The following is a 20,860-nucleotide window of genomic DNA, read 5'->3' on the forward strand; positions in this document are numbered from 1 at the left end:
TCCGATGCGGTGGGTTCTCGGCCGGGGGGCGGCCCGGTCCCTTGACTGGGCGGCGCCCGGGAGATCAATTCGGCAGAACACATGTTCTTCCGATGATCGGGGTGGAAGTCCTCATGACCACAGGACCGAGACGTACAGGACCGAGGCGTACCGGACCGAGCCGCGCGCGGGCCCGGGCCGCCCGGGCCGGCTCCACCGCCGTCGCCGGCGCGCTGCTCGCCGTCGTCGCCGCGTGCGGCCAGGGCGGTCCCCCCGGCGGCGCACCGGCCCCCGGCGGCTCGCCCGGCAGCCCGCCCGGCGGCTCCACCGCGCCCCGCCCCGCCGCCCCGGCCCCGAAGCCGGCCGGCTTCACCCTGGTGGCCTCCGGCGACATCCTCCCGCACGACTCGATCATCCGCCGCGCCGCCGCCGACGCCGGTGACGGCGGATACGACTTCCGTCCCATGCTCGCCGGGGTGAAACCGGTCGTCTCCCGCGCCGACCTCGCCATCTGCCACATGGAGACCGTGTACGGGAAGGACGGCGGGCCCTACACCGGCTACCCCGCCTTCAAGTCCCCGCCCGAGGTCGCCACCGCGCTGAGGGCGACCGGCTACGACTCCTGCTCCACCGCCTCCAACCACACCCTCGACGACGGCGCGGCCGGCCTCGGCCGCACCCTCGACGCCCTCGACGCGGCGGGCGTGAAGCACGCGGGCTCGGCCCGCACCGCCGCCGAGGCCGCCCGGCCCACCCTCCTCAAGGCCGGCGGCGCCACCGTCGCCCAGCTCGCCTACACCTACGACACCAACGGCTACCCGCTCCCCGAGGGGCAGCCCTGGGCGGTGAACCTGCTGGACGAGGGTAAGGTGCTCGCCGACGCCCGGGCGGCCCGCGCCGCCGGTGCCGACGTCGTCGTGGTCAGCGTCCACTGGGGCTCCGAGTGGCAGACCGCGCCCGACGAGCGCCAGCTCTCGCTCGCCCGCTCCCTCACCGCCTCCCGGACCGGCGGACGCCCCGACATCGACCTCATCGTCGGGACGCACGCCCATGTGCCCCAGGCGTACGAGAAGGTCAACGGCACCTGGGTGATCTACGGGATGGGCGACCAGATCGCCGGCGACATGATCAACCACCAGGGCGCCTTCGACCCGCGCGGCAACCAGAGCAGCATCGGCCGCTTCACCTTCGCGCCGCCGAAGGAACCCGGAGGCCGCTGGGAGGTCACCAGGGCCGAGTTCGTGCCCCAGTGGTTCGACACCGGGCGCGGCCGCGTGGTCAACCTCGGCGCCGCCGACGGCTCCGACCCGCGCCACCCCGGCATCCGCGAGACGATCCGCCAGGTCGTCCTCGGCCGGGGCGCCGGCAAGGACGGCCTGACCCCGGGCGCGTGAGGGCGCCGGCCGGTCAGGGCACGACCGTGACCGGCCAGCGGCCCGCCTTCACCAGCCGGACGGCCACCGAGCCGACGAAGCGGTGCCCCGCCGACTCCGAGACGCCCACCACCACGGCGTCCGCCTTCAGTTCCTCCGCCGCGCGCACCAGCCCCGCGTAGGCGTCGCCCTTGAAGGTGCGGAACTCCCAGCGCACCCGCCAGAGGTCCTTCACCCTCTCGGCCGAGGTGCGGATCTCCTCCACCAGCCCCTCGGCGATCTCCTCGGTGGTCCCGGACACCGGGGCGCCCAGCGAGGCGCCGGCCGCCATCACCGGCTGGACGTAGACGAGCGCGAGCAGCGCGTTCTGCCGGCGGGCCAGCCCGGCCGCGTACGCCGCCGCGCGCAGCGACGAGTCCGAGCCGTCGACCCCCGCCATGATGACCTTGGGGCCGTCGGTGCCCCGTTCGAACCGGTGGGGCTGGTGTTCGCTCACCCTTCGAGGGTATCGGCCCATCGGGTGCAATCGGACGGCGGTCCGGTGTCGGTGAGGGGCCAGGGAACCTCCCCGTACGAACCATTGGTCATGAAAAACGATCAGCTGCCCGGGCGGAGGTCGGTCCTGCGCCTGGCCGCCGCCCTCGGCGCCACCGTCACGGCCGGCGCCCTCGCCGTCGACCGGCTCGGAGAAGGCGCCGGCGGAGGCACCGCCGCCGCGCCCGCGCCCCCGCCCGGCGCCGCCGGACCCGCCGCGGGCCCGCCGGCCGCCGCGCCCCGGCTGCGCCCCTCCGCGTACCGGCTCCAGCCCATGACCGCGTACGCCCCCGCCGCCCGGCCCCGCGCCCTTCCGCCGGTCCGGCAGCGGCCCTTCCTCTCGCTCACCGGCGTCGGCCGCTCCATGGTCCTCACCTTCGACGACGGGCCCGACCCCCGCTACACCCCGGCCATCCTGGCCACCCTGCGCCGGTACGACTGCCGGGCGATGTTCTTCGTCTGCGGCGAGATGGCGGTGGACAACCAGGACCTGCTGCGCGAGATGGCCGACGACGGGCACGTGGTCGGCAACCACTCCTGGTCCCACCCGCTGGTGCCGAAGCTCCGGCCCTCCCGCATCCGTGACGAACTGGGCTCCACCAGCGAGGTGGTGGAGCGTGCCCTGGGCACCGCGCCGGTCTGGTACCGCGCCCCGTACGGCGCCTGGAACCGGCACTCCTTCGAGATCGGCGCCGAACTGGGCATGGAGCCGCTCGCCTGGTCCGTGGACACCCTCGACTGGAAGGAGCCCGGCAGCGGCACCATCGTCCGCCGGGTCCTGGACGGCGCCGGGCCCGGCGTGATCGTCCTCTCGCACGACGCGGGCGGGAACCGGTCCCAGAGCGTCGCCGCGCTCCGCCGCTACCTGCCCGCGCTCCTCGACGAGGGCTACACCGTCACCGTCCCCCGGCGCTGACCGGACGGCGCCGCCGCGCGGGAAGGGCCCCGGGGAACCCCGGGGCCCTTCGTCCGTCCGGGGTCAGCGCGAGCCGACCATCCGGGCGTAGACGACGACGTTCCCGTCGTACCCGTTCGCCCGCGTGTAGCCGCCGCCGCAGGTGATCACCCGGAGCTCGGGGTGACCGGTGTCGCCGTAGACCTGAGGGCCGGGGAAGTCCTGCTTGGAGTAGACCTCGACGCCGTAGATCTCGAAGACCGCCACCCGGCCGTCGTACCGCTCGACCTCGACGTGCTGGCCCTTCTCCAGGGCCCCGAGGCCGTAGAAGACCGCGGGCCCGCTCTTGTTGTCGACGTGCCCGACGATCACCGAGGTGCCGCGCTGGCCGGGCGCGATGCCGTTCTGGTACCAGCCGGCCAGATTGGCGTCCTGCGGGGGAGGGGCCGCCACCCAGCCGTCCGCGTCGAGCCCCACGTCCATCACCGGGGCCGCCACGTCGATCGCCGGGATGCGGACCCGGGATGCGGGCGCGAAGGGCAGCGGCTGGAGGCCCGCCGACGCCTCCGCGGGCGGCGGGACCACGGGACGGGCCACCGGACGGGCCGCGGCGGCCGGCTGCGGGGGGCCTCCCGCGAGGTCCACGCCGTTGCGCATCATCGCGAGTCCGGACAGCATGGCGAGGGCCAGGACGCCCCAGGGTTGACGTCTCCTGCGCTCGGGGACGCGGAAGTCCTTCGGGGGCATGGTTCTCCCTTCGTGGCGACGTGTGAACGGTAAGGGCGCTTCCCCGTTCCCGCGCTCCGGACGGCCCGTACGGGTAGTCCGCCGCCTCCGTACGGGTATCCCGCGGCCTCCGTACGGGTGGCGACGCGCCGGAGGGGGTCCCGGCCGGGGCCGCCCGATATCCGACGACTCGTCAGAAGTGTTGCCGACCACCCGTCAGAAAGCCCGTCGGCGGCGCTCCTCGGGCTCCGTTGGGCGGCTCGGGTGACGGTGCGCTGACCCATCCGAGTACTCGTCGGACAATCGTTTCGCGCACCCCTGACCTGCGGTTGTGCGGCCCGGCGCAACTCGATCGGCGGCACGGGGGCTCACCGGACCGGCCCAGTGCCGAGGTGCAAGGAGCTGCCTGAATTGTGATGGTTCGTCATGGAAGGCGTACTCGTCGAATCTCCCGGAGCACCGCTTTGGGGCGTCTTCCACTGGAGGTTCAACCATGCGTGCTGCACGCACTCTGGCGGTGACCGCCACCGCGATCGCGGCGGTCGGCCTGGCCGCACCCCTCGCCGCCGCCACCAGCGGTCCCAGCAACGTCACCGTCAATCCCTACGACGTCCACGCGGGGTCGACGATCACGATCACCGCCAAGGGATGCGGCCACGGCGGCACCGTGACGTCCAACGCCTTCCCGGAGACCAGCCTCTCGGTCAACTCCAACGGCCTGTCCAGCGCGATCGCCCGCGTCTACAACAACGCCACGCCCGGCAACTACAACCTGGCCGTGAAGTGCAGCGACAACTCCAAGGTCGTCACGCACCCGTTCCGCGTGCTCGCGGGCCGCGGCGCCCAGGGCGGCCTCGGCGGTTCGCTGGCGCCCAGCTCCACCGAGATGGCCGTCGGCGGCAGCCTGGTCGCCGCCGCCGCGCTCGGCGGCGGTGTCTTCGTCCTCCGCCGCCGCCGCATGACCGGCGCGGGCGCCTGACCGGCCCGAACCTCCCGGTCGGCCGACTGTGCCCGCCGCCCCCGTGTTCCGCAAGGGATCCGGGGGCGGCGGGCTGTTCGTCGTCCGGCGCACGGGGGCCGCGTGCCGGGTCAGTGCCGGCGGCCGTTCGCACGCCGCCGGATCGCGTACGCGGAACCGGCCGCCGCGGCGAGCACCAGGGCCGTGCCGGCCGCCAGCGTCCCCGGTCCGACGCCGCTCTGCGAGCCGCCGAGGCCGCCCTGCACACCGCGCGGGGTGAGCAGCACGGTCGAGCGGGCCGTGGGCGACAGCGTGGCCAGTCCGCTGATCGTCAGGTCGACGGTGTCCTGCACCCCGCCCGAGCAGTTGAACGCCACCGTGTACACGGCGCCGGGCTTGGCGTCCGCGTCCACGGTGGCGGTCACGGCCGAACCGGGTGCGATCTGGACGGTGTCGAAGATGCCCGCCGTAGCCGTCGCCGTGCTGGAGCAGCCGGGGGCGCTGAGCGTCACCTGGCCGCCGGCGACGACGAGCGAGGGGGAGACGACGAAGTCGCCCGGGGCCTGAGCACCCCGCGCCCGCGGGTTCGGCGCGGGCGCGCCGTCGGCCGCGTGGGCGACGGTGACGGGGGCGGCCAGGGCGAGGGCGGCCGCCCCCAGCAGGGCGGTGGACGCGGCACGTATCGCGCGCATGGTGATTCCTCCGGGTCCCGAGGGCCGGCCGCGGCCCAGTGGCCGCGAGGAGCCTGCGTGCACCTCGTTGCCCGAAACGCTAGGAGCGCACTACCACAACCGCGATCCCAGACGTGCGAATGGGGCACCGTTGTCCCCCGGGCGGCCCAGTCCCGGTCGGCCGGTCAGTCGGTGACCTGCGGGAACAGGTCGGTGAACGGCGCGGCGGTGGCGGCCAGACCGCGGCCGAACGGCGCGTCGAAGTCCCAGATGAGGAAGAGCAGGAAGGCGATCAGCGCGCTGTAGAGGCCCGCGAGCAGCACCTCGCGTCCGGTGCGCCGGATCTGGAGGGTGAAGATCAGCCCCACCGACACCAGGGCGCCGATGATCAGGCCGAACCAGACCACTCCCGGCATGGTCTCCCCGGCGCTCTGGCCGCGGGCGCCGCGGGCGTCGTCGGCGACCATCACCTGGTCGACCAGCGGCTGGTAGGCCTGCCCCTCGAAGTCGTTGACCGGCTCGTAGTCGGTCACGCTGCGGCGCACCTTCCGCATCAGGGCGTCGCCCTCGGCGCTGGTCTCGCCGTGCTCGGCCATGTACGTGAACTCCTCGTTCACCACGTAGTCGACGTACGCGTCGACGTCGGCGCGGATCCGGGTCCGGACCGGTGCCGGGTAGACCTCGACCCGCTCGGAGATCTCGTGCATGGCCTGCGCCTCCTGGCGCACCACCTCCTGGGCGGCGCCGCGCGCCTCCCAGACGCCGGCGATGGCGAGGCCGAGGACGATCGCGTAGATCACGCCGATCATCATCGTCATGTACTCGATGACGTCGGGGGTCTCGCTGGGGTCGTCGTCCTCGGAGATCCGGCGCTGGTTGATGACGACGATGGCCAGGACGACGCCGCAGGCGGCGGCCATCGCCAGGGTCAGGACGAGCCATTCGGACATGGTTCCTCGGTCTTCCTCAAAGTGTTCGGTTCGGGGAGGGCGTACGGCGCTCGGGGCCGGATCAGCGGGAGGAGCGCGGACGCAGGATCGCGGTGGCCAGCACGGCCGGCGCGGTGAGCAGGAGCATCGTGGTGACGGGTGACGACGTGCTCTTCGGCTGGGGCCGCGAGGTCCGCTTGTAGTGCGGCAGCGGCACCGGGCTCGGGGGCGCGGCGGTCGGCGCCGCGGCGGGGCCGGGCGGCGGGACGGGGACCGGCGGTTCGGGGGCCGGCGGTTCCGCGGGGGCCGGGGTGGCCGGCGCGGGGGAGGGGGAGGGCGGGGCGGGCCGCGGCGCCGGGGTGGGGGCGGGCGGCCGGACGGGGGAGGGGGCCGGGGGGAGTGCGGGCGGGGAGCCGGGTCGCAGGGGCGAGGGCCGGGGCATCGTCGGCGCGGGCGGCTGCGGAGGCGCGGGCGGTTTCGGCGGCGCGGGGGGCTCGGGCGGCAGCGGTTCCGGAGTCGGTTTCGGCGGCGGGGGCTTCGGTGACGGCGAGCACGCGCCGGGGCCGACCACCGACACCGAGGTGTGCGAGCCGTTCGGCCCGACCGTGGCGTAGGCGCAGGAGTCGGCCGCCGCCGGCACGGGCGCGGCGAGCAGCCACACCAGTCCGGCGGCGGCCAGCGACCGCGCGAGGGGTGATCCGTACAGAGACACGCCGACGAGCTTGAACACACGGACGCCGAACCGGGGGCCGAATGCGGCCTGATTCCCCGGATGGTGGGGATCTTCGGATGCACCGGTTTGACGTTTCGCCGCCGACGGGCCCGATCGGCCCGGAGAACGGGCCTCCCGAGAGGTGGGGAAGGCGCGGGGAAGGGACGGGGAATGGCCGACGGAGACCACCGCGGGGGCCGTTCGGAAGAACTGTCCGGTTGTCGCCCCGTCAGGGGCGCGACCCGGCGGCGCGTTCCGGCCCGGCAAAAGGCCCCCGGGGCGCCGACCACCGAGGCCCGGCCGGGCACGGGGCCGCGCAACGGGCGGGCGGAGCCGCTCCGGAGAGGGCGCGCACGGCCATCTGCACGTGAAGGTGCACGGCCTGAAGGCGTGAACTCTTCGTTCCGTACGCACGTGCCAAAGGCGTGTGACCAAGAACGGACCGCGAATTTCCGTTTCTACTCGCTCTCCCGGCGGGCGATCAGTAGCCTCACCTCGAACACGGCCGCGAAAACCGGGCCGCATCCCCCATGGCGACTTGTTGGAGACATTGATGGAGCGTCCCGCCTGGGCTCCGCCCGGTATCGACATCTCGGTACCGAGCGTGTCCCGTATGTACGACTTCTATCTGGGCGGCTCGCACAATTTCGAAGTGGACCGGGAAGCGGCCCGCAAGGCCATGGAGTTCCTGCCGGGCCTCCCCAAGATCATGCAGGCGAACCGGGCGTTCATGCGCCGGGCCGTCCGCTTCGCGGTCGACGGCGGCGTCACCCAGTTCCTCGACATCGGCTCCGGCATACCCACCTTCGGCAACGTCCACGAGGTCGCCCTGGCCGCCGACCCCGCCTCCCGCGTCGTCTACGTCGACCACGACCCGGTCGCCGTCGCCCACAGCCGGGCCGTCCTGGAGGGCGTCGACGGCGCGGCCGTCGTCCCCGCCGACCTCCGCAAGCCCGCCGACATCCTGCACAGCCCCGAGGTCACCGGACTCCTCGACCTCGACCGGCCGGTCGCCCTGCTGCTCGTCGCCGTCCTGCACTTCCTGGAGGACACCGACCGCCCGCACGAGGCCGTCGCCGAACTCCTCGGCGCGCTCGCCCCCGGCAGCCTCCTGATCCTCACCCACGCCTCCTACGAGGGCATCCCCGTGGACGAGGAGCGCGCCAGCGGCACCGTGGACGTCTACCGCAGCACCCGCAGCCCGCTGGTGATGCGCTCCCGGGACGAGATCGGCCGCTTCTTCGACGGCACCGCCCTCGTCGAGCCCGGGATCGTCTCCATGCCCCTCTGGCGGCCGGACAGCCCGGCCGAGGAGGAGGACCCGTACGCCTTCTCCGGCTTCGCAGGTGTGGGGCGCAAGGCGTGAAGGTGCCGTCGCAGCCGTCCGGCAACGTCGCGGAAGCCGACGGCCCGGAGGACAGACTCAGGCGGTTCGTCACCATCTGGAGCCGCGCCATCTTCCCGGTGACCGCCACCTCCCTCACCCGCACCGAGTTCGAGGTCCACCTCCTCCCGCTCGCCCGCCTGCTGAGCGGCGCGCTGCTCGCCCGGCCCTTCGACACCGCCCCCGCCCAGCGGGCCGGCGCCGGACTGGTCGACGCCCACTGCACCGACCCGGACGCCCTCGGCCGCAGCCTCGGCGTGGTCGACTCGTACCTGGTCCTCTACTGCGGTACGGACCCCGAGCTCACCGCCGAGGAACTGCGGGCCCGCTGCGCCCGCCTCCAGCACGCCATGGCCACCGGCTACGCCCAGGCCCTGCGCGAGCGGACCCGCGTCGAGCAGGAGGCCATCGCCCGCTCCGCGCTCTCCGCCCGCAGCGCCGCCGAGATCGCCCTGCACGCCACCGAGAGCCGCTTCCGGGCCGTCTTCGACGGAGCCGCCATCGGCATCGGCATCGCCGACCTCGACGGCCGCATCGTCGAGATCAACGACACCATGACCCGCATGTTCGGCGGCGTCGAGTCCCACGTCCGCAGCCGCAACGTCAGCGAGTGGGTCCACCCCGAGGACGGGCCGCACGTCTGGCGGCTCTACGAGGAACTGGTGCGCGGCGAACGCGAGCAGTACCGGGTGGAGAAGCCCTACTACCGGGGCGACGGCACGGTCCTGTGGACCAACCTCACCGTCTCCCTCCTCCGCGACGCCCAGGGCCTGCCCCAGTACCAGCTGGCACTCATGGAGGACATCACCGAACGGCGCCTGCTCCACCTGCGCCTGCGGTACGAGGCCACCCACGACGCCCTCACCGGGCTGCCCAACCGGACGCTGTTCTTCGAGCGCCTGGAGAAGGCCCTCGCCCCCGCCACGGCCGGCGAGGACGGCCGCTTCGGCCTCTGCTACCTGGACCTCGACGGCTTCAAGGCCATCAACGACAGCCTCGGCCACTCCATCGGCGACCGGCTGCTCGTCGAGGTCGCCGACCGGCTCCAGGCCTGCGCCACCGGCCCCCACGAGATGGTCGCCCGGCTCGGCGGCGACGAGTTCGTCGCCCTCACCACCGGCACCGGCGGCGAACGCGACGCGGCCGCGCTCGCCGACCGCATCCTCGCCGCCCTCGCCACCCCCGTCGGCGTCGACGGACGCGAACTGACCGTGCGCGGCAGCCTCGGCGTCGTCGAGGGGCCGGCCGGCGAGCGCACCGCCGCCGAGGTGCTGCGCAGCGCCGACATCACGATGTACCGGGCGAAGTCCGCGGGCGGCAACCGCTTCGAGCTCGCCGACCCCGAGGCCGACGCCCGCGCCATCACCCGGCACGGCCTCACCACCGCCCTGCCGACCGCCCTGGAGCGCGGCGAGTTCTTCATCGAGTACCAGCCGCTCGTCCACCTCGACGACGGCAGCGTCCACGGCGCCGAGGCCCTCGTCCGCTGGAGCCACCCCCAGCACGGGGTGCTCGGCCCCGACCGCTTCATCCCGCTCGCCGAGGACACCGGACTCATCGTGCCGCTCGGCCGCTGGGTCCTCCAGGAGGCCGTCCGCCAGGCCCGCTCCTGGCAGCTCGACGACCCCGCCGCCGGCACCCCGCTGCGCATCAACGTCAACCTGTCGCCGACCCAGCTCCACCACCCCCGGCTGGTCGCCGACACCGTCGACGTCCTGGAACGCTCCGGCCTCGCGCCCGGCGCGCTCTGCCTGGAGGTCACCGAGTCCGCCCTGATCGGCGCCGACGAGGACCTCCTGAAACCGCTGCGCCAGCTCGCCGAGATGGGCGTCGACATCGCCCTGGACGACTTCGGCACCGGCTACTCCAACCTGGCCAACCTGCGCCGCCTGCCGGTGAGCGTCCTCAAGCTCGACCGCTCCTTCACCCGGGGCATGCAGCAGCACCCGGTGGACCCCGTCGACCTGAAGATCGTCGAAGGCATCGTCTCCCTCGCCCACAGCCTCGAACTCGCCGTCACCGTCGAGGGCGTGGAGACCGCCGCACAGGCCGAACGCCTCCGCGAACTGGGCTGCGACACCGCCCAGGGCTGGTACTACGCCCGCCCCGGCGCCCCGGACCGCATCCACTCCCTGGTCCTCGCCGACGCGGTCTGAGCGCACGCGTGCGGGCCCGGTCCTCCTGAGGACCGGGCCCGCCGGGTGAAGCGCGAAGGGGGCGAAGAGAGCGAAGGGGCTATGTCATCAGGAGTATGAGAAGGAAGCCCCTTCATGGCCTCGCCCCCGGAACGACCGTAGCACTCAGGCCGGGACCAGGTCGCGCAGGTTTTCCGGCGTCACCACCCGGGAGCCCGGCGCCAGCCCCTCGGGCCGGGACAGGCCGAGGTACGTCACGGGTCCGGCCGGCGGCTCGCCCCCGGACCACTCCGTGACCCGGGACCCCGACTCCCGCATCAGATCAACGAGGTGACGGACGGTCAGCGGCACGTGCTCGACCGCCCCGCGCAGCAGGACCGCCATCGACACCCGGTGGTCCTCGACCCGGTTCACCGACGGCGTGCCCCGCAGGCACAGGTGGAGCCAGTGCGCGTGCCACCCCCCCTCCTCGTCCCGCCGGAAGGCCACCGGCAGCGCCACCCGCCCGGGGCCGCGCAGATCCGACTTCATCCGGACCGTGCGCGGCTCGAAGGGACGGCCGCCCTGTTCGCCCTCGCGGAGCATGTACCCGAAGAAGGACTCCGCCGTCTGCTCGAAGTTCTCGCCCGCGTACACGTGCACGTGCGGCACCACGAACGTGCCGCGCACCGCGCCGAGCCGCAGCTCGATGAACTCCGAGGCACCGTCCGGGGCTTCGGTGACGTCCCCGGAGTGCCGGCCCTCCACCGTGGTCAGCTCCGTGTAGGACAGCCAGGAGACCGTCGCGTACCGCTCGTCGAGGAGCAGCGCCGACAGGTCCAGGTCCGTCGTCCGCCGCGCCTCCTTCCAGTACATGAAGAACCGCAGCAGCTCGCCGTCGACCGGCGAGACCGAGCCGCGCGGCAGCACCCCGAAGCCCCCCGACGAGGCCCGGCCGCTCAGCGGCAGCGCCACGTCCAGCATCAGCGGGTCGACCAGCAGGTGCCCGGGGGCGCCGATCCGCCGCCGGGTCTCCCCGTCCAGCAGCGCGAGCAGCCGCCGCCGGGCGTCCGGGGGCAGGGCGCGCCGGGTGTCCGCCGTCACCCACGCGCAGCCCTGGCGGTTCACGAACAGGCGCCGGGGCGCGCCCGGCCCGTCGTGCCGGTTCCGCAGGTGCTCCCGCACCGACAGCACCACCCGGCCCGCCACCCGGGGCGCGGCACGCTCCGCCGCCGCGAGCACCGCCTCCCGCCCGGTCCCGTCCGCGGCCGAGCGCAGCAGCCGGTCCAGCGCCCTGAACAGGCGCCCCGGCGCGGCCGACGCCAGCAGCCCGGCCGCCCCCGGGACGTCGCCGCGGGCGAGCAGCGCCTCCACCCGGGAGTCCAGCGACGGCGCCCGCACCTCGCCCCGGGCGACCGCGAACACCTCGGCCGCGTGCGGCCACGCCGGGTGCTCGTGCGGGTGCAGCCGCTCCCCGAGCCGCTTCCACGCCTCCCGGTGCGGGCCCACGTCGGCCAGCTTCTCCGGCGCCCCCGCCACCACGCCGTCGAGGCCCGCGAGCAGCGCGCGCCGCAGCGGCCGGGACAGCGCGCGGAATCGGGTCGGCTCCCGCAGCGTCACGTCCCCGTCGGCCAGCGCGCAGGCCAGTCGCAGGACGTCCGTGACGGTGTCGAGCAGCGGTGCCGCACCGGCCCGCAGCCGGGCCCGGTTCACGACGGCCCGGACCTCCCGGACCGGGATCTCCGCCGGCTGCGGCCCGTCCGCGCAGTGCCCGGCGAGCACCGCCAGGTCGGCCAGGTGCTCGTCGCCCAGCGGGGTCGTGGAGCCCGCCAGCGCGACGTAGAGCGCGCCGAGCTCCTCCCCGACGGGTCCGCCGAGGTGCAGCACGGTCAGCCGGTCCCCGGCCGCCGGGACCAACTCCTCGTGCGCGGCGAGCAGTTCCTCGTAGGAGTGCGGGTAGCGGCCGTAGGCGGGAAGCGTCAGCAGGTCCAGCACCCCGGTGCTCAGCCGCGCCTCGACCGACTCCCGGACCGCCGGGTCCTCCAGCGCGTCCAGGACGCACGACAGCCAGAAGTCCCAGGTGTCGGGGACGTTGGCCGGGAAGTCGATGAAGTACGCGTTGTGCCGGACGTGGTCGCCGACCCGCTCGCGGACCGCCTCCAGCGTCCAGCGGGCCAGCTCGACGACCGTCTCGGCGGACCGCCCGGACAGCTCCCTCAGCAGCGGGGAGGAGAGGGCGAACCCCGCCGTCCGCAGCGCGGCGTCGAACCGCAGGGCGGCTGCGGATCCGTCCCCGGCCGGACCGGAGGGGGCGGGCAGGCGGAGGGTGTGCCGGACGAGCAGACGTTCGAGAGCGTGGTCCATCCCGCGATGCTCGCAGCCCGCCCGACCGGTCCGCACGCGGATTTCGTACGGGTCCCGGGCGGAGCGCGCCCCGGGAGGGGGCCCCGCGGCTCCCCTCCCGGCGCGGCCACCGGTCAGCTCTCGTTCCGGACGGGCTCCGGCTCCGGATCGGGCTCGGGCTCCGGATCGGGCCCGGCGAGCGGAAGCCGTTCCCGGGCGGGCCCCGGGTCGGGGGCGGGACCGCCGAGCCGGGCGGTGACCCAGGTGGCGACGGGCTCCGTCCAGCGGGCGGTGAGCGGGCCGACGACGACCAGGAGGAGGACGTACGCGGTGGCCAGCGGGCCCAGCGACGGCTCGATCCCGGCGGAGACCGCCAGGCCCGCGATGACGATGGAGAACTCGCCGCGCGCGACCAGCGTCCCGCCCGTCCGCCACGCGCCCTTCGCGGAGACGCCGTTGCGGCGCGCCGCCCAGTACCCCGTGGCGATCTTCGTGCCGGCGGTGACGACGGCCAGCGCCAGCGCGGGCAGCAGCACCGGCGGGATGCTCGCCGGGTCCGTGTGCAGCCCGAAGAAGACGAAGAAGACGGCGGCGAACAGGTCCCGCAGCGGGCTCAGCAGGTGGTGGGCGCCCTCCGCGACCTCCCCCGACAGCGCGATGCCCACCAGGAACGCGCCGACCGCCGCCGACACCTGGAGCTGCTGCGCGAGGCCGGCGACGAGCAGCGTCAGACCGAGCACGACCAGGAGCAGCTTCTCCGGGTCGTCGCTGGAGACGAAGCGGGAGATCACCCGCCCGTACCGGACGGCGACGAAGAGCACCAGGCCCGCGACGCCCAGCGCGATGGCGAGCGTGGCGCTGCCGGCCGCGAGCCCGGCCCCGGCGAGCAGCGCGGTCACGATCGGCAGGTAGACCGCCATCGCCAGGTCCTCCAGGACCAGGATGCTCAGCACCACCGGGGTCTCCCGGTTGCCCAGCCGCCCCAGGTCGCCCAGCACCTTGGCGATGACGCCGGACGAGGAGATCCAGGTGACGCCGGCCAGCACCACGGCCGCCACCGGGCCCCAGCCCAGCAGGAACGCCATCGCCGCCCCGGGCAGCGCGTTGAGCGCCCCGTCGACGAGACCGGCCGGGTACTGCGTCTTGAGGTTGGTGACCAGATCGGTCGCCGTGTACTCCAGACCGAGCATCAGGAGCAGCAGGATGACGCCGATCTCGGCGCCGATGGCGACGAACTCCTCGCTGGCCCCCAGCGGCAGCAGTCCCCCCTCACCGAAGGCGAGACCGGCCAGGAGGTACAGGGGTATGGGCGAGAACTTCAGCCGCCCGGCCATCCGGCCGAGCAGGCCGAGGCCGAGGATGATCGCTCCGAACTCGATGAGGAAGACGGCGGACGAATGCACCGATCACTCCCTTCCCAGGATCGCGGCGGCGGCGTCGACGCCTTCGTGGGTTCCGATGACGATGAGGGTGTCCCCGCCGGCCAGGCGGAAGCCGGGGCCGGGGGAGGGGACGGCGTCCGCGCGGCGCAGCACGGCCACGATCGACACGCCCGTCTCCGTGCGCATCCGGGTCTCGCCGAGCGTGCGCCCGTTCCAGTGCGAGACCGAGGACAGCTCGACGCGTTCGGCCACCAGGCCCAGCTCGGTGGTGTGGAGCAGGTTCGGGCTGTGGTGGGCGGGCGCCAGGGCGTCGATCAGGGCGGCGGACTCGCCCGCGGTCAGGTGCAGGGACTGCAGGCAGTCGTCCGGGTCGTCGGACCGGTAGACGTTGACGCTGCGGGTGCCGTCGCGGTGGGCGATCACCGACAGGTGCCGGTGTTCCCGGGTGGTGAGGTCGTACTGGACGCCGACGCCGGGCAACGGCGTCGAGCTCATCCGTGAAGTGGGCACGGCCCGGACTCCTCGTGTCGTCTCTGCTCTGCGTGGGCGCGCGGCGAGGAGGCCGGCGCCCCTCCGCGAGGGCGGGCGGTCCGGGGCCGCGGCCGGTCCATGCTGCCATCTCCGAAGGGCCGCGCACATGGGTGCCGGCACGGATGGACAGGGCCCCCGGCCGACCCGCAGGATGAAGCGGCGCATAGGCTTCTGCGCAGGTCAGGCGGGTGCGAGCGGGCTCGGCGGAGTCAGGGGGAGCGGGACGGTGTCACTGTACGGACGGATCTTCCTCCTCAACGCGGCGGTGCTGGTCCTGGCCGCCGCCCTCCTCCTCGGCCCCGTCACCGTCTCCACCCCGGTGCTCCTCGGCGAGGCCGTCGTGGTCGTCTGCGGACTGGCCCTGATGCTGGTCCTCGACGCGGCGCTGCTGCGGGTGGGGCTCGCCCCGCTCGGGCGGCTCGGCCGCGCCATGGCCACCGCCGACCTGCTCAAGCCGGGCACCCGCGCCGAGGTCACCGGCCGCGGCGAGATCGCGGACCTGACCGCGGCCTTCAACGCGATGCTCGACCGCCTGGAGGCCGAACGGGCCACCAGCAGCGGGCGGGTCCTCACCGCGCAGGAGGCCGAGCGGCAGCGGATCGCCCGCGAGCTGCACGACGAGGTCGGCCAGACCCTCACCGCCGTCCTCCTCCAGCTGAAGCACACCGCCGACCGCGCCCCGGCGGAGCTGCGGGAGGACCTGCGCCAGGCGCAGGAGACCACCCGGGCCGGTCTGGAGGAGATCCGCCGGATCGCCCGCCGGCTGCGGCCCGGCGTCCTGGAGGAGCTGGGCCTGCACAGCGCGCTCCGCTCCCTCGCCGGCGAACTCTCCACCCCCGGCCTGCGGGTGACCACCCACCTCGCCCCCGGCGCGCGGCCGCTCGACCCCGCCACCGAACTCGTCGTCTACCGGGTCGCCCAGGAGGGCCTCACCAACGCGGCCCGGCACTCGGGCGCCGGCCACGTCGAACTGCGCCTCGGTCCGGCCCCCGGCGGCGGCACCCGCCTCCTCGTCCGCGACGACGGGCACGGCACGGGCGGCGCCGCCGAGGGCGCCGGCATCGGCGGCATGCGCGAGCGCGCCCTGCTGGTCGGCGCCGGGCTGCGGGTCGGCGCGGGGGAGGGGGGCGGGACCGAGGTGCGCCTCGACCTGCCGGCGCGACCGGCTCCCGGAGACGGGCGATGACCCCTCCCGTACGCCCGCCCGCCCGGATCCTCCTCGCCGACGACCACGCGCTGGTGCGCCGCGGGGTCCGGCTGATCCTCGACGCCGAGCCGGACCTGGAGGTGGTCGCCGAGGCGGGGGACGGCGCCGAGGCCGTCGCCGCCGCCCGGCGGGACGACGGGCTCGACCTGGCCGTCCTGGACATCGCGATGCCCCGGACGACCGGGCTCCAGGCGGCCCGCGAACTCGCCCGGCTCCGGCCCGGGCTGCGGATCCTGATGCTCACCATGTACGACAACGAGGAGTACTTCTTCGAGGCGCTGCGGACCGGCGCCAACGGGTACGTGCCGAAGTCCGTCGCCGACCGGGACCTGGTCGAGGCGTGCCGGGCGGCGCTGCGCGACGAACCGTTCATCTACCCGGGCGCGGAGACCGCGCTGATCCGCAGCTACCTGGACCGGGCGCGGTCCGGCGCGGGACTGCCCGAGCGGCCGGTCACCGAGCGGGAGGAGGAGATCCTCAAGCTGGTCGCGGAGGGACACACCTCCAGGGAGATCGCCGACCTGCTCTTCATCAGCCCGAAGACGGTGGAGCGCCACCGCGCCAACATCCTCCAGAAGCTCGGACTGCGCGACCGGGTCGAGCTGACCCGGTACGCGATCCGCGCGGGCCTCATCGAACCCTGAGCGCGCCCCTCAGGCGACGTCCGGGGCCGGCTTCCCGGGCCGCGAGGCCATCAGCAGCCTCTGGAGCTCGCGCGCGGCCCGCGGCGGCGCCACGTCGCTGCGGTGCGCCAGGGCGATCGTGCGCCGCAGGCCCGGCCGGGCGAGCGCGGTGACGCGCAGGTCGCGGCCGGCGCGGGCGGCGGCCATGGCCGGCACGACGGCGAGCCCGAGCCCGGCCCGCACGAAGCCGAGGACCGCGTCGAGCTCGCCGCCCTCCACCGTGAACGCCGGCTCGAAACCGGCCGCCCGGCAGGCTCCCACGGTCAGTTCCCGCAGGTCGTAGCCGTGCCGGAACATCACCAGCGGCTGGTCGCGCAGATCGGTGATCCGTACCGGGCGGCGCGGCGGCGGGGCGGAGGCCGCCGAGACCACCACCAGGTCCTCGCGCAGCAGCTCCACCGTGGTCAGCGCCGGCGACGGGGACGGCAGCGGGAGCACCACGAGCGCCAGGTCCAGCGAGCCGCGGGCCAGCTCGCGGACGAGGTCGTGCGAGCCGCCCTCCTCGATGAGCAGCTCGATCCCCGGGTGCAGGTCGTGGAAGGCGCGCAGCACGTCGGGGAGGAGACCGGTGCAGAGACTGGGGGTCGCGCCGAGCCGCACCCGGCCGCGCTTGAGCTGGGCCAGCTCCTGCACCTCGCGGCGGGCCGTCTCGGTGTCGGCGAGGATCCGGCGGGCCAGCGGGAGGAGGGCCTCGCCCGCGTCGGTGAGCGCGATGTTGCCCCGGGCCCGGCTGAACAGCTCGGCGCCCAGCTCCTGCTCCAGCGCCTTGATCTGCTGGGAGAGCGAGGGCTGCGAGACGTGGACGCGCTCGGCGGCCCGGGTGAAGTGGCGGGTCTCGGCGACGGCCACGAAGTAGAGGAGCTGCTGGAACTGCATGAACACCAGCCTAAGGCAAAACCATAGCGACAGCCTATGGAGATGAGCCGGACCATGTCTTGGACCTCTCGGGCCCTTCGGCCCTAGCGTCGAGGACATGGCTCTGGCACCCAGCAAGGACACGGCGACCGCGAAGGGCCCGGCACCCGCCGGGGACACCGCCCCCGCCCGCCCGCCGTCCCGCACCCCCTCCCGCGGCTTCTGGTCGTCGACCATCGGCAAGAAGACCGTGATGGCCGCGAGCGGCCTGATCATGCTCGCCTACCTGGTCGCGCACGTGGCCGGCAACCTCAAGGTCTTCTTCGGCCCGGAGGAGTTCAACGGCTACGCGCACTGGCTGCGCGTGATGGGCGCCCCCGTCCTGCACCACGAGTGGGGGCTGTGGCTCGCCCGGATCGCGCTCCTCGCCGCCGTCGGCGCGCACGCCGTCTCCGCGTACCAGCTCAGCAGGCGCGACATCAGGGCCCGCCCCACCCGGTACGCGCACCGGCGCAAGGGCTCCTCCTACGCCACCCGCACCATGCGCTGGGGCGGGATCATCCTCGGCCTCTTCATCGTCTGGCACGTCCTCGACCTCACCACCGGCACCGTCCACCCCGGCGGCTTCGAGGAGGGCAGGCCCTACCAGAACGTCATCGACACCTTCTCCACCTGGTACGGCAACACGATCTACATCGTCGCCATGCTGGCCGTCGGACTCCACGTCCGCCACGGCTTCTGGAGCGCCGCCCAGACCCTCGGCGTCGGCAACGCCCGGCGCGAACGCCTCCTGCGCCTCACGGCGAACGCCCTCGCGCTCGTCCTGACCGCGGGCTTCATCGCCGTCCCCGTCGGCGTCATGACCGGAGTGGTGAACTGACCATGAGCTACCTCGACTTCCGCACCGGCGACCCGATCGCCGACACCAAGGCCCCGGCCGGCCCCGTCGCCGAGCGGTGGGACACCCGCCGCTTCGAGGCGAAGCTGGTCAACCCCGCCAACCGGCGCAAGCACCGGATCATCGTCGTCGGCACCGGACTCGCCGGCGGCTCCGCCGGCGCCACCCTCGCCGAACAGGGCTACCACGTCGTCCAGTTCTGCTTCCAGGACTCACCGCGCCGGGCCCACTCGATCGCCGCGCAGGGCGGCATCAACGCCGCCAAGAACTACCGCAACGACGGCGACTCCATCCACCGCCTCTTCTACGACACCGTCAAGGGCGGCGACTTCCGCGCCCGCGAGTCCAACGTCCACCGCCTCGCGCAGATCTCCGTCGAGATCATCGACCAGTGCGTCGCCCAGGGCGTCCCCTTCGCCCGCGAGTACGGCGGACTCCTCGACACCCGCTCCTTCGGCGGCGTCCAGGTCTCCCGCACCTTCTACGCCCGCGGCCAGACCGGCCAGCAGCTCCTCCTCGGCGCCTACCAGGCGCTGTCCCGGCAGATCGCCGCCGGGAACGTCGAGATGCACGCCCGCACCGAGATGCTCGACCTGATCGTCGTCGACGGCAGGGCCCGCGGCATCGTCGCCCGCGACCTGATCACCGGAGAGATCTCCACCCACTACGCCGACGCCGTCGTCCTCGCCAGCGGCGGCTACGGCAACGTCTTCTACCTCTCCACCAACGCGATGAACTCCAACGCCACCGCCGTCTGGCGGGCCCACCGGCGCGGCGCGTACTTCGCCAACCCCTGCTTCACCCAGATCCACCCCACCTGCATCCCGCGCACCGGCGACCACCAGTCCAAGCTGACCCTGATGAGCGAGTCGCTCCGCAACGACGGCCGCATCTGGGTCCCCAAGGCCCAGGGCGACACCCGCCCCGCCGCCGAGATCCCCGAGGACGAGCGCGACTACTACCTGGAGCGGATCTACCCCTCCTTCGGCAACCTCGTCCCCCGCGACATCGCCTCCCGCGCCGCCAAGAACGTCTGCGACGAGGGCAGGGGAGTGGGCCCCGGCGGCCAGGGCGTCTACCTGGACTTCGCCGACGCCATCGCCCGGATGGGCCGCAAGGCCGTCGAGGCCAAGTACGGCAACCTCTTCGACATGTACGAGCGGATCACCGCGGAGAACCCGTACGAGGTCCCCATGCGGATCTACCCCGCCGTCCACTACACGATGGGCGGACTCTGGGTCGACTACGACCTCCAGACCACCGTCCCCGGCCTCTTCGCCATCGGCGAGGCCAACTTCTCCGACCACGGCGCCAACCGGCTCGGCGCCTCCGCCCTCATGCAGGGCCTCGCCGACGGCTACTTCGTCCTGCCCGCCACCATCAACGACTACCTCGCCCGCAACCCCGCGCCCGAGCCCGTCACCGACGGACACCCCGCCGTCCGCGAGGTGCTGGCCGAGACCGAGGACCGCCTCCACCTCCTCCTCGCCGTCGACGGCGACCGCACCCCCGACTCCTTCCACCGCGAACTCGGCGAGGTCATGTGGGAGTTCTGCGGCATGGCCCGCACCGAGGAGGGACTGCGCACCGCCCTGCGCCGGATCCCCGAGATCCGCGAGGAGTTCTGGCGCCGCATCAAGGTCCCCGGCACCGGCGAGGAGTTCAACCAGTCGCTGGAGAAGGCCAACCGGATCGTCGACTACCTCGAACTCGCCGAGCTGATGTGCCTCGACGCCCTGCACCGCGAGGAGTCCTGCGGCGGCCACTTCCGCGAGGAGTCCCAGACCCCGGACGGCGAGGCCGCGCGCCGCGACGAGGAGTTCTCGTACGCCGCCGCCTGGGAGTTCACGCCTGGAGCCCCCGTCCTCCACAAGGAGGAGCTCACCTTCGAGTACGTCCACCCCACCCAGCGGAGCTACGCATGAAGCTCAACCTGCGCGTCTGGCGCCAGAAGAACGCCGGCGCCGAGGGCGCCATGGCCACCTACGAGGTGGACGGCGTCTCCCCCGACATGTCCTTCCTGGAGATGCTCGACACCCTCAACGAGGACCTCATCCTGCGCGGCGAGGACCCCGTCGCCTTCGACCACGACTGCCGCGAGGGCATCTGCGGCGCGTGCAGCCTCGTCATCGACGGCGACGCCCACGGCCCCGAGCGCACCACCACCTGCCAGCTCCACATGCGCTCCTTCCGCGACGGCGACACCATCGACGTCGAACCCTGGCGCGCCTCCGCCTTCCCCATCGTCAAGGACCTCGTCGTCGACCGCTCGGCCTTCGACCGGATCATCCAGGCCGGCGGCTACGTCACCGCCCCCACCGGCGCCGCCCCCGAGGCCCACGCGACCCCGGTGCCGAAGGCGGACGCGGACTCCGCCTTCGAGCACGCCGAGTGCATCGGCTGCGGCGCCTGCGTGGCCGCCTGCCCGAACGGCTCGGCGATGCTCTTCACCTCCGCCAAGATCAACCACCTGAACGTGCTGCCGCAGGGCGCCCCCGAGCGCGAGACCCGCGTCCTCGACATGGTCGCCCAGATGGACGCGGAGGGCTTCGGCGGCTGCACGCTCACCGGAGAGTGCGCCACCGCCTGCCCCAAGGGCATCCCGCTGCCGTCGATCGCCGCCATGAACAAGGAATGGCTGCGGGCCCGCCGCAAGGTGAGGTGACACACCCTCCGGCGCCGGGAA

Annotated in this window: 19 protein-coding genes; 10 read left to right on the forward strand and 9 right to left on the reverse strand. The window is 74.0% G+C overall.

Going from position 1 to position 20,860, the window contains the following annotated elements; translation table 11 throughout:
* Positions 1-113: 113 nt before the first annotated feature.
* Positions 114-1,373, forward strand: coding sequence for a CapA family protein (locus tag ACF1ED_RS03270; RefSeq protein ID WP_391756660.1), 1,260 nt, complete (start codon positions 114-116; stop codon positions 1,371-1,373).
* A 13-nt stretch (positions 1,374-1,386) separates the two neighbouring features.
* Here ACF1ED_RS03270 and ACF1ED_RS03275 read toward each other — a convergent pair whose 3' ends face one another.
* The gene (locus ACF1ED_RS03275) at positions 1,387-1,848 is read right to left on the reverse strand and encodes a universal stress protein (RefSeq protein ID WP_391756661.1); all 462 of its coding nucleotides are present in this window, start codon (positions 1,846-1,848) and stop codon (positions 1,387-1,389) included.
* A 90-nt stretch (positions 1,849-1,938) separates the two neighbouring features.
* Here ACF1ED_RS03275 and ACF1ED_RS03280 point away from each other — a divergent pair, with 90 nt between their 5' ends.
* A complete protein-coding gene (locus ACF1ED_RS03280) occupies positions 1,939-2,802 on the forward strand; it encodes a polysaccharide deacetylase family protein (RefSeq protein WP_391756662.1) in 864 nt (287 codons plus the stop codon).
* Positions 2,803-2,865: 63 nt separating this feature from the next.
* Here the strand turns inward: ACF1ED_RS03280 and ACF1ED_RS03285 are convergent, their stop codons facing one another.
* Complete coding sequence (locus ACF1ED_RS03285; protein WP_391756663.1) at positions 2,866-3,528, reverse strand: class F sortase; 663 nt, start codon at positions 3,526-3,528, stop codon at positions 2,866-2,868.
* Between the two features lie 472 nt (positions 3,529-4,000).
* Here ACF1ED_RS03285 and ACF1ED_RS03290 point away from each other — a divergent pair, with 472 nt between their 5' ends.
* Complete coding sequence (locus tag ACF1ED_RS03290; protein WP_391756664.1) at positions 4,001-4,486, forward strand: hypothetical protein; 486 nt, start codon at positions 4,001-4,003, stop codon at positions 4,484-4,486.
* Positions 4,487-4,596: 110 nt separating this feature from the next.
* Here ACF1ED_RS03290 and ACF1ED_RS03295 read toward each other — a convergent pair whose 3' ends face one another.
* The 3 genes from ACF1ED_RS03295 to ACF1ED_RS03305 form a co-directional block, all read right to left on the reverse strand.
* Positions 4,597-5,157, reverse strand: coding sequence for a hypothetical protein (locus ACF1ED_RS03295; protein ID WP_391756665.1), 561 nt, complete (start codon positions 5,155-5,157; stop codon positions 4,597-4,599).
* Positions 5,158-5,321: 164 nt separating this feature from the next.
* Positions 5,322-6,086 carry a hypothetical protein gene (locus ACF1ED_RS03300; protein ID WP_391756666.1) on the reverse strand — a complete coding sequence of 255 codons (765 nt, stop codon included), beginning with the start codon at positions 6,084-6,086 and terminating at the stop codon, positions 5,322-5,324.
* Positions 6,087-6,147: 61 nt separating this feature from the next.
* The gene (locus ACF1ED_RS03305; RefSeq protein WP_391756667.1) at positions 6,148-6,777 is read right to left on the reverse strand and encodes a hypothetical protein; all 630 of its coding nucleotides are present in this window, start codon (positions 6,775-6,777) and stop codon (positions 6,148-6,150) included.
* 553 nt (positions 6,778-7,330) lie between these two features.
* On the opposite strand from ACF1ED_RS03305, the gene ACF1ED_RS03310 reads away from it, so the two are divergent.
* A complete protein-coding gene (locus ACF1ED_RS03310; RefSeq protein ID WP_391756668.1) occupies positions 7,331-8,143 on the forward strand; it encodes an SAM-dependent methyltransferase in 813 nt (270 codons plus the stop codon).
* The gene (locus ACF1ED_RS03315; RefSeq protein WP_391756669.1) at positions 8,140-10,317 is read left to right on the forward strand and encodes a putative bifunctional diguanylate cyclase/phosphodiesterase; all 2,178 of its coding nucleotides are present in this window, start codon (positions 8,140-8,142) and stop codon (positions 10,315-10,317) included. The genes ACF1ED_RS03310 and ACF1ED_RS03315 overlap by 4 nt, the downstream gene beginning before the upstream one ends.
* A 144-nt stretch (positions 10,318-10,461) precedes the next feature.
* On the opposite strand, the gene ACF1ED_RS03320 is transcribed toward ACF1ED_RS03315, so the two are convergent.
* From ACF1ED_RS03320 to ACF1ED_RS03330, 3 genes are all read right to left on the reverse strand, one after another.
* Positions 10,462-12,639: a hypothetical protein gene (locus ACF1ED_RS03320; protein WP_391756670.1), complete on the reverse strand. Its 2,178-nt coding sequence runs from the start codon at positions 12,637-12,639 to the stop codon at positions 10,462-10,464.
* Between the two features lie 113 nt (positions 12,640-12,752).
* Positions 12,753-14,021, reverse strand: coding sequence for a cation:proton antiporter (locus tag ACF1ED_RS03325; protein WP_391756671.1), 1,269 nt, complete (start codon positions 14,019-14,021; stop codon positions 12,753-12,755).
* Between the two features lie 3 nt (positions 14,022-14,024).
* On the reverse strand, positions 14,025-14,495 hold the full coding sequence (locus ACF1ED_RS03330; RefSeq protein WP_391756813.1) for a cation:proton antiporter regulatory subunit: 471 nt from the start codon (positions 14,493-14,495) through the stop codon (positions 14,025-14,027).
* 262 nt (positions 14,496-14,757) lie between these two features.
* On the opposite strand from ACF1ED_RS03330, the gene ACF1ED_RS03335 reads away from it, so the two are divergent.
* Both ACF1ED_RS03335 and ACF1ED_RS03340 read left to right on the forward strand, forming a co-directional pair.
* On the forward strand, positions 14,758-15,717 hold the full coding sequence (locus tag ACF1ED_RS03335; protein WP_391756672.1) for a HAMP domain-containing sensor histidine kinase: 960 nt from the start codon (positions 14,758-14,760) through the stop codon (positions 15,715-15,717).
* Positions 15,714-16,382 (forward strand): response regulator, encoded by a 669-nt coding sequence (locus ACF1ED_RS03340; RefSeq protein ID WP_391756673.1) that lies wholly within the window; start codon positions 15,714-15,716, stop codon positions 16,380-16,382. The genes ACF1ED_RS03335 and ACF1ED_RS03340 overlap by 4 nt, the downstream gene beginning before the upstream one ends.
* Positions 16,383-16,391: 9 nt before the next feature.
* Here the strand turns inward: ACF1ED_RS03340 and ACF1ED_RS03345 are convergent, their stop codons facing one another.
* A complete protein-coding gene (locus tag ACF1ED_RS03345) occupies positions 16,392-17,297 on the reverse strand; it encodes a LysR family transcriptional regulator (protein ID WP_391756674.1) in 906 nt (301 codons plus the stop codon).
* Between the two features lie 232 nt (positions 17,298-17,529).
* Here ACF1ED_RS03345 and ACF1ED_RS03350 point away from each other — a divergent pair, with 232 nt between their 5' ends.
* From ACF1ED_RS03350 to ACF1ED_RS03360, 3 genes are read left to right on the forward strand one after another with little or no spacing between them, the layout of a single operon-like run.
* Entirely contained in the window at positions 17,530-18,156 is a 627-nt protein-coding gene (locus ACF1ED_RS03350) for a succinate dehydrogenase (protein WP_391756814.1), read from the forward strand.
* Positions 18,157-18,158: 2 nt separating this feature from the next.
* Positions 18,159-20,099, forward strand: coding sequence for a fumarate reductase/succinate dehydrogenase flavoprotein subunit (locus tag ACF1ED_RS03355; protein WP_391756675.1), 1,941 nt, complete (start codon positions 18,159-18,161; stop codon positions 20,097-20,099).
* Positions 20,096-20,839: a succinate dehydrogenase/fumarate reductase iron-sulfur subunit gene (locus ACF1ED_RS03360; RefSeq protein ID WP_391756676.1), complete on the forward strand. Its 744-nt coding sequence runs from the start codon at positions 20,096-20,098 to the stop codon at positions 20,837-20,839. The genes ACF1ED_RS03355 and ACF1ED_RS03360 overlap by 4 nt, the downstream gene beginning before the upstream one ends.
* The last annotated feature ends 21 nt before the right edge of the window (positions 20,840-20,860 follow it).

It is taken from the genome of Streptomyces sp. NPDC014656, assembly GCF_043084305.1.
GTDB lineage: Bacteria > Actinomycetota > Actinomycetes > Streptomycetales > Streptomycetaceae > Streptomyces.

Bases quoted from the DNA above. Each gene is read 5' to 3' on its own strand.
- ACF1ED_RS03270 (WP_391756660.1), top strand. From the start codon at position 114: ATGACCACAGGACCGAGACGTACAGGACCGAGGCGTACCGGACCGAGC.
- ACF1ED_RS03355 (WP_391756675.1), top strand. From the start codon at position 18,159: ATGAGCTACCTCGACTTCCGCACCGGCGACCCGATCGCCGACACCAAG.
- ACF1ED_RS03340 (WP_391756673.1), top strand. From the start codon at position 15,714: ATGACCCCTCCCGTACGCCCGCCCGCCCGGATCCTCCTCGCCGACGAC.
- ACF1ED_RS03285 (WP_391756663.1), bottom strand. From the start codon at position 3,528: ATGCCCCCGAAGGACTTCCGCGTCCCCGAGCGCAGGAGACGTCAACCC.
- ACF1ED_RS03300 (WP_391756666.1), bottom strand. From the start codon at position 6,086: ATGTCCGAATGGCTCGTCCTGACCCTGGCGATGGCCGCCGCCTGCGGC.
- ACF1ED_RS03320 (WP_391756670.1), bottom strand. From the start codon at position 12,639: ATGGACCACGCTCTCGAACGTCTGCTCGTCCGGCACACCCTCCGCCTG.
- ACF1ED_RS03310 (WP_391756668.1), top strand. From the start codon at position 7,331: ATGGAGCGTCCCGCCTGGGCTCCGCCCGGTATCGACATCTCGGTACCG.
- ACF1ED_RS03360 (WP_391756676.1), top strand. From the start codon at position 20,096: ATGAAGCTCAACCTGCGCGTCTGGCGCCAGAAGAACGCCGGCGCCGAG.
- ACF1ED_RS03295 (WP_391756665.1), bottom strand. From the start codon at position 5,157: ATGCGCGCGATACGTGCCGCGTCCACCGCCCTGCTGGGGGCGGCCGCC.
- ACF1ED_RS03290 (WP_391756664.1), top strand. From the start codon at position 4,001: ATGCGTGCTGCACGCACTCTGGCGGTGACCGCCACCGCGATCGCGGCG.
- ACF1ED_RS03345 (WP_391756674.1), bottom strand. From the start codon at position 17,297: ATGCAGTTCCAGCAGCTCCTCTACTTCGTGGCCGTCGCCGAGACCCGC.
- ACF1ED_RS03350 (WP_391756814.1), top strand. From the start codon at position 17,530: ATGGCCGCGAGCGGCCTGATCATGCTCGCCTACCTGGTCGCGCACGTG.
- ACF1ED_RS03330 (WP_391756813.1), bottom strand. From the start codon at position 14,495: ATGAGCTCGACGCCGTTGCCCGGCGTCGGCGTCCAGTACGACCTCACC.
- ACF1ED_RS03280 (WP_391756662.1), top strand. From the start codon at position 1,939: ATGAAAAACGATCAGCTGCCCGGGCGGAGGTCGGTCCTGCGCCTGGCC.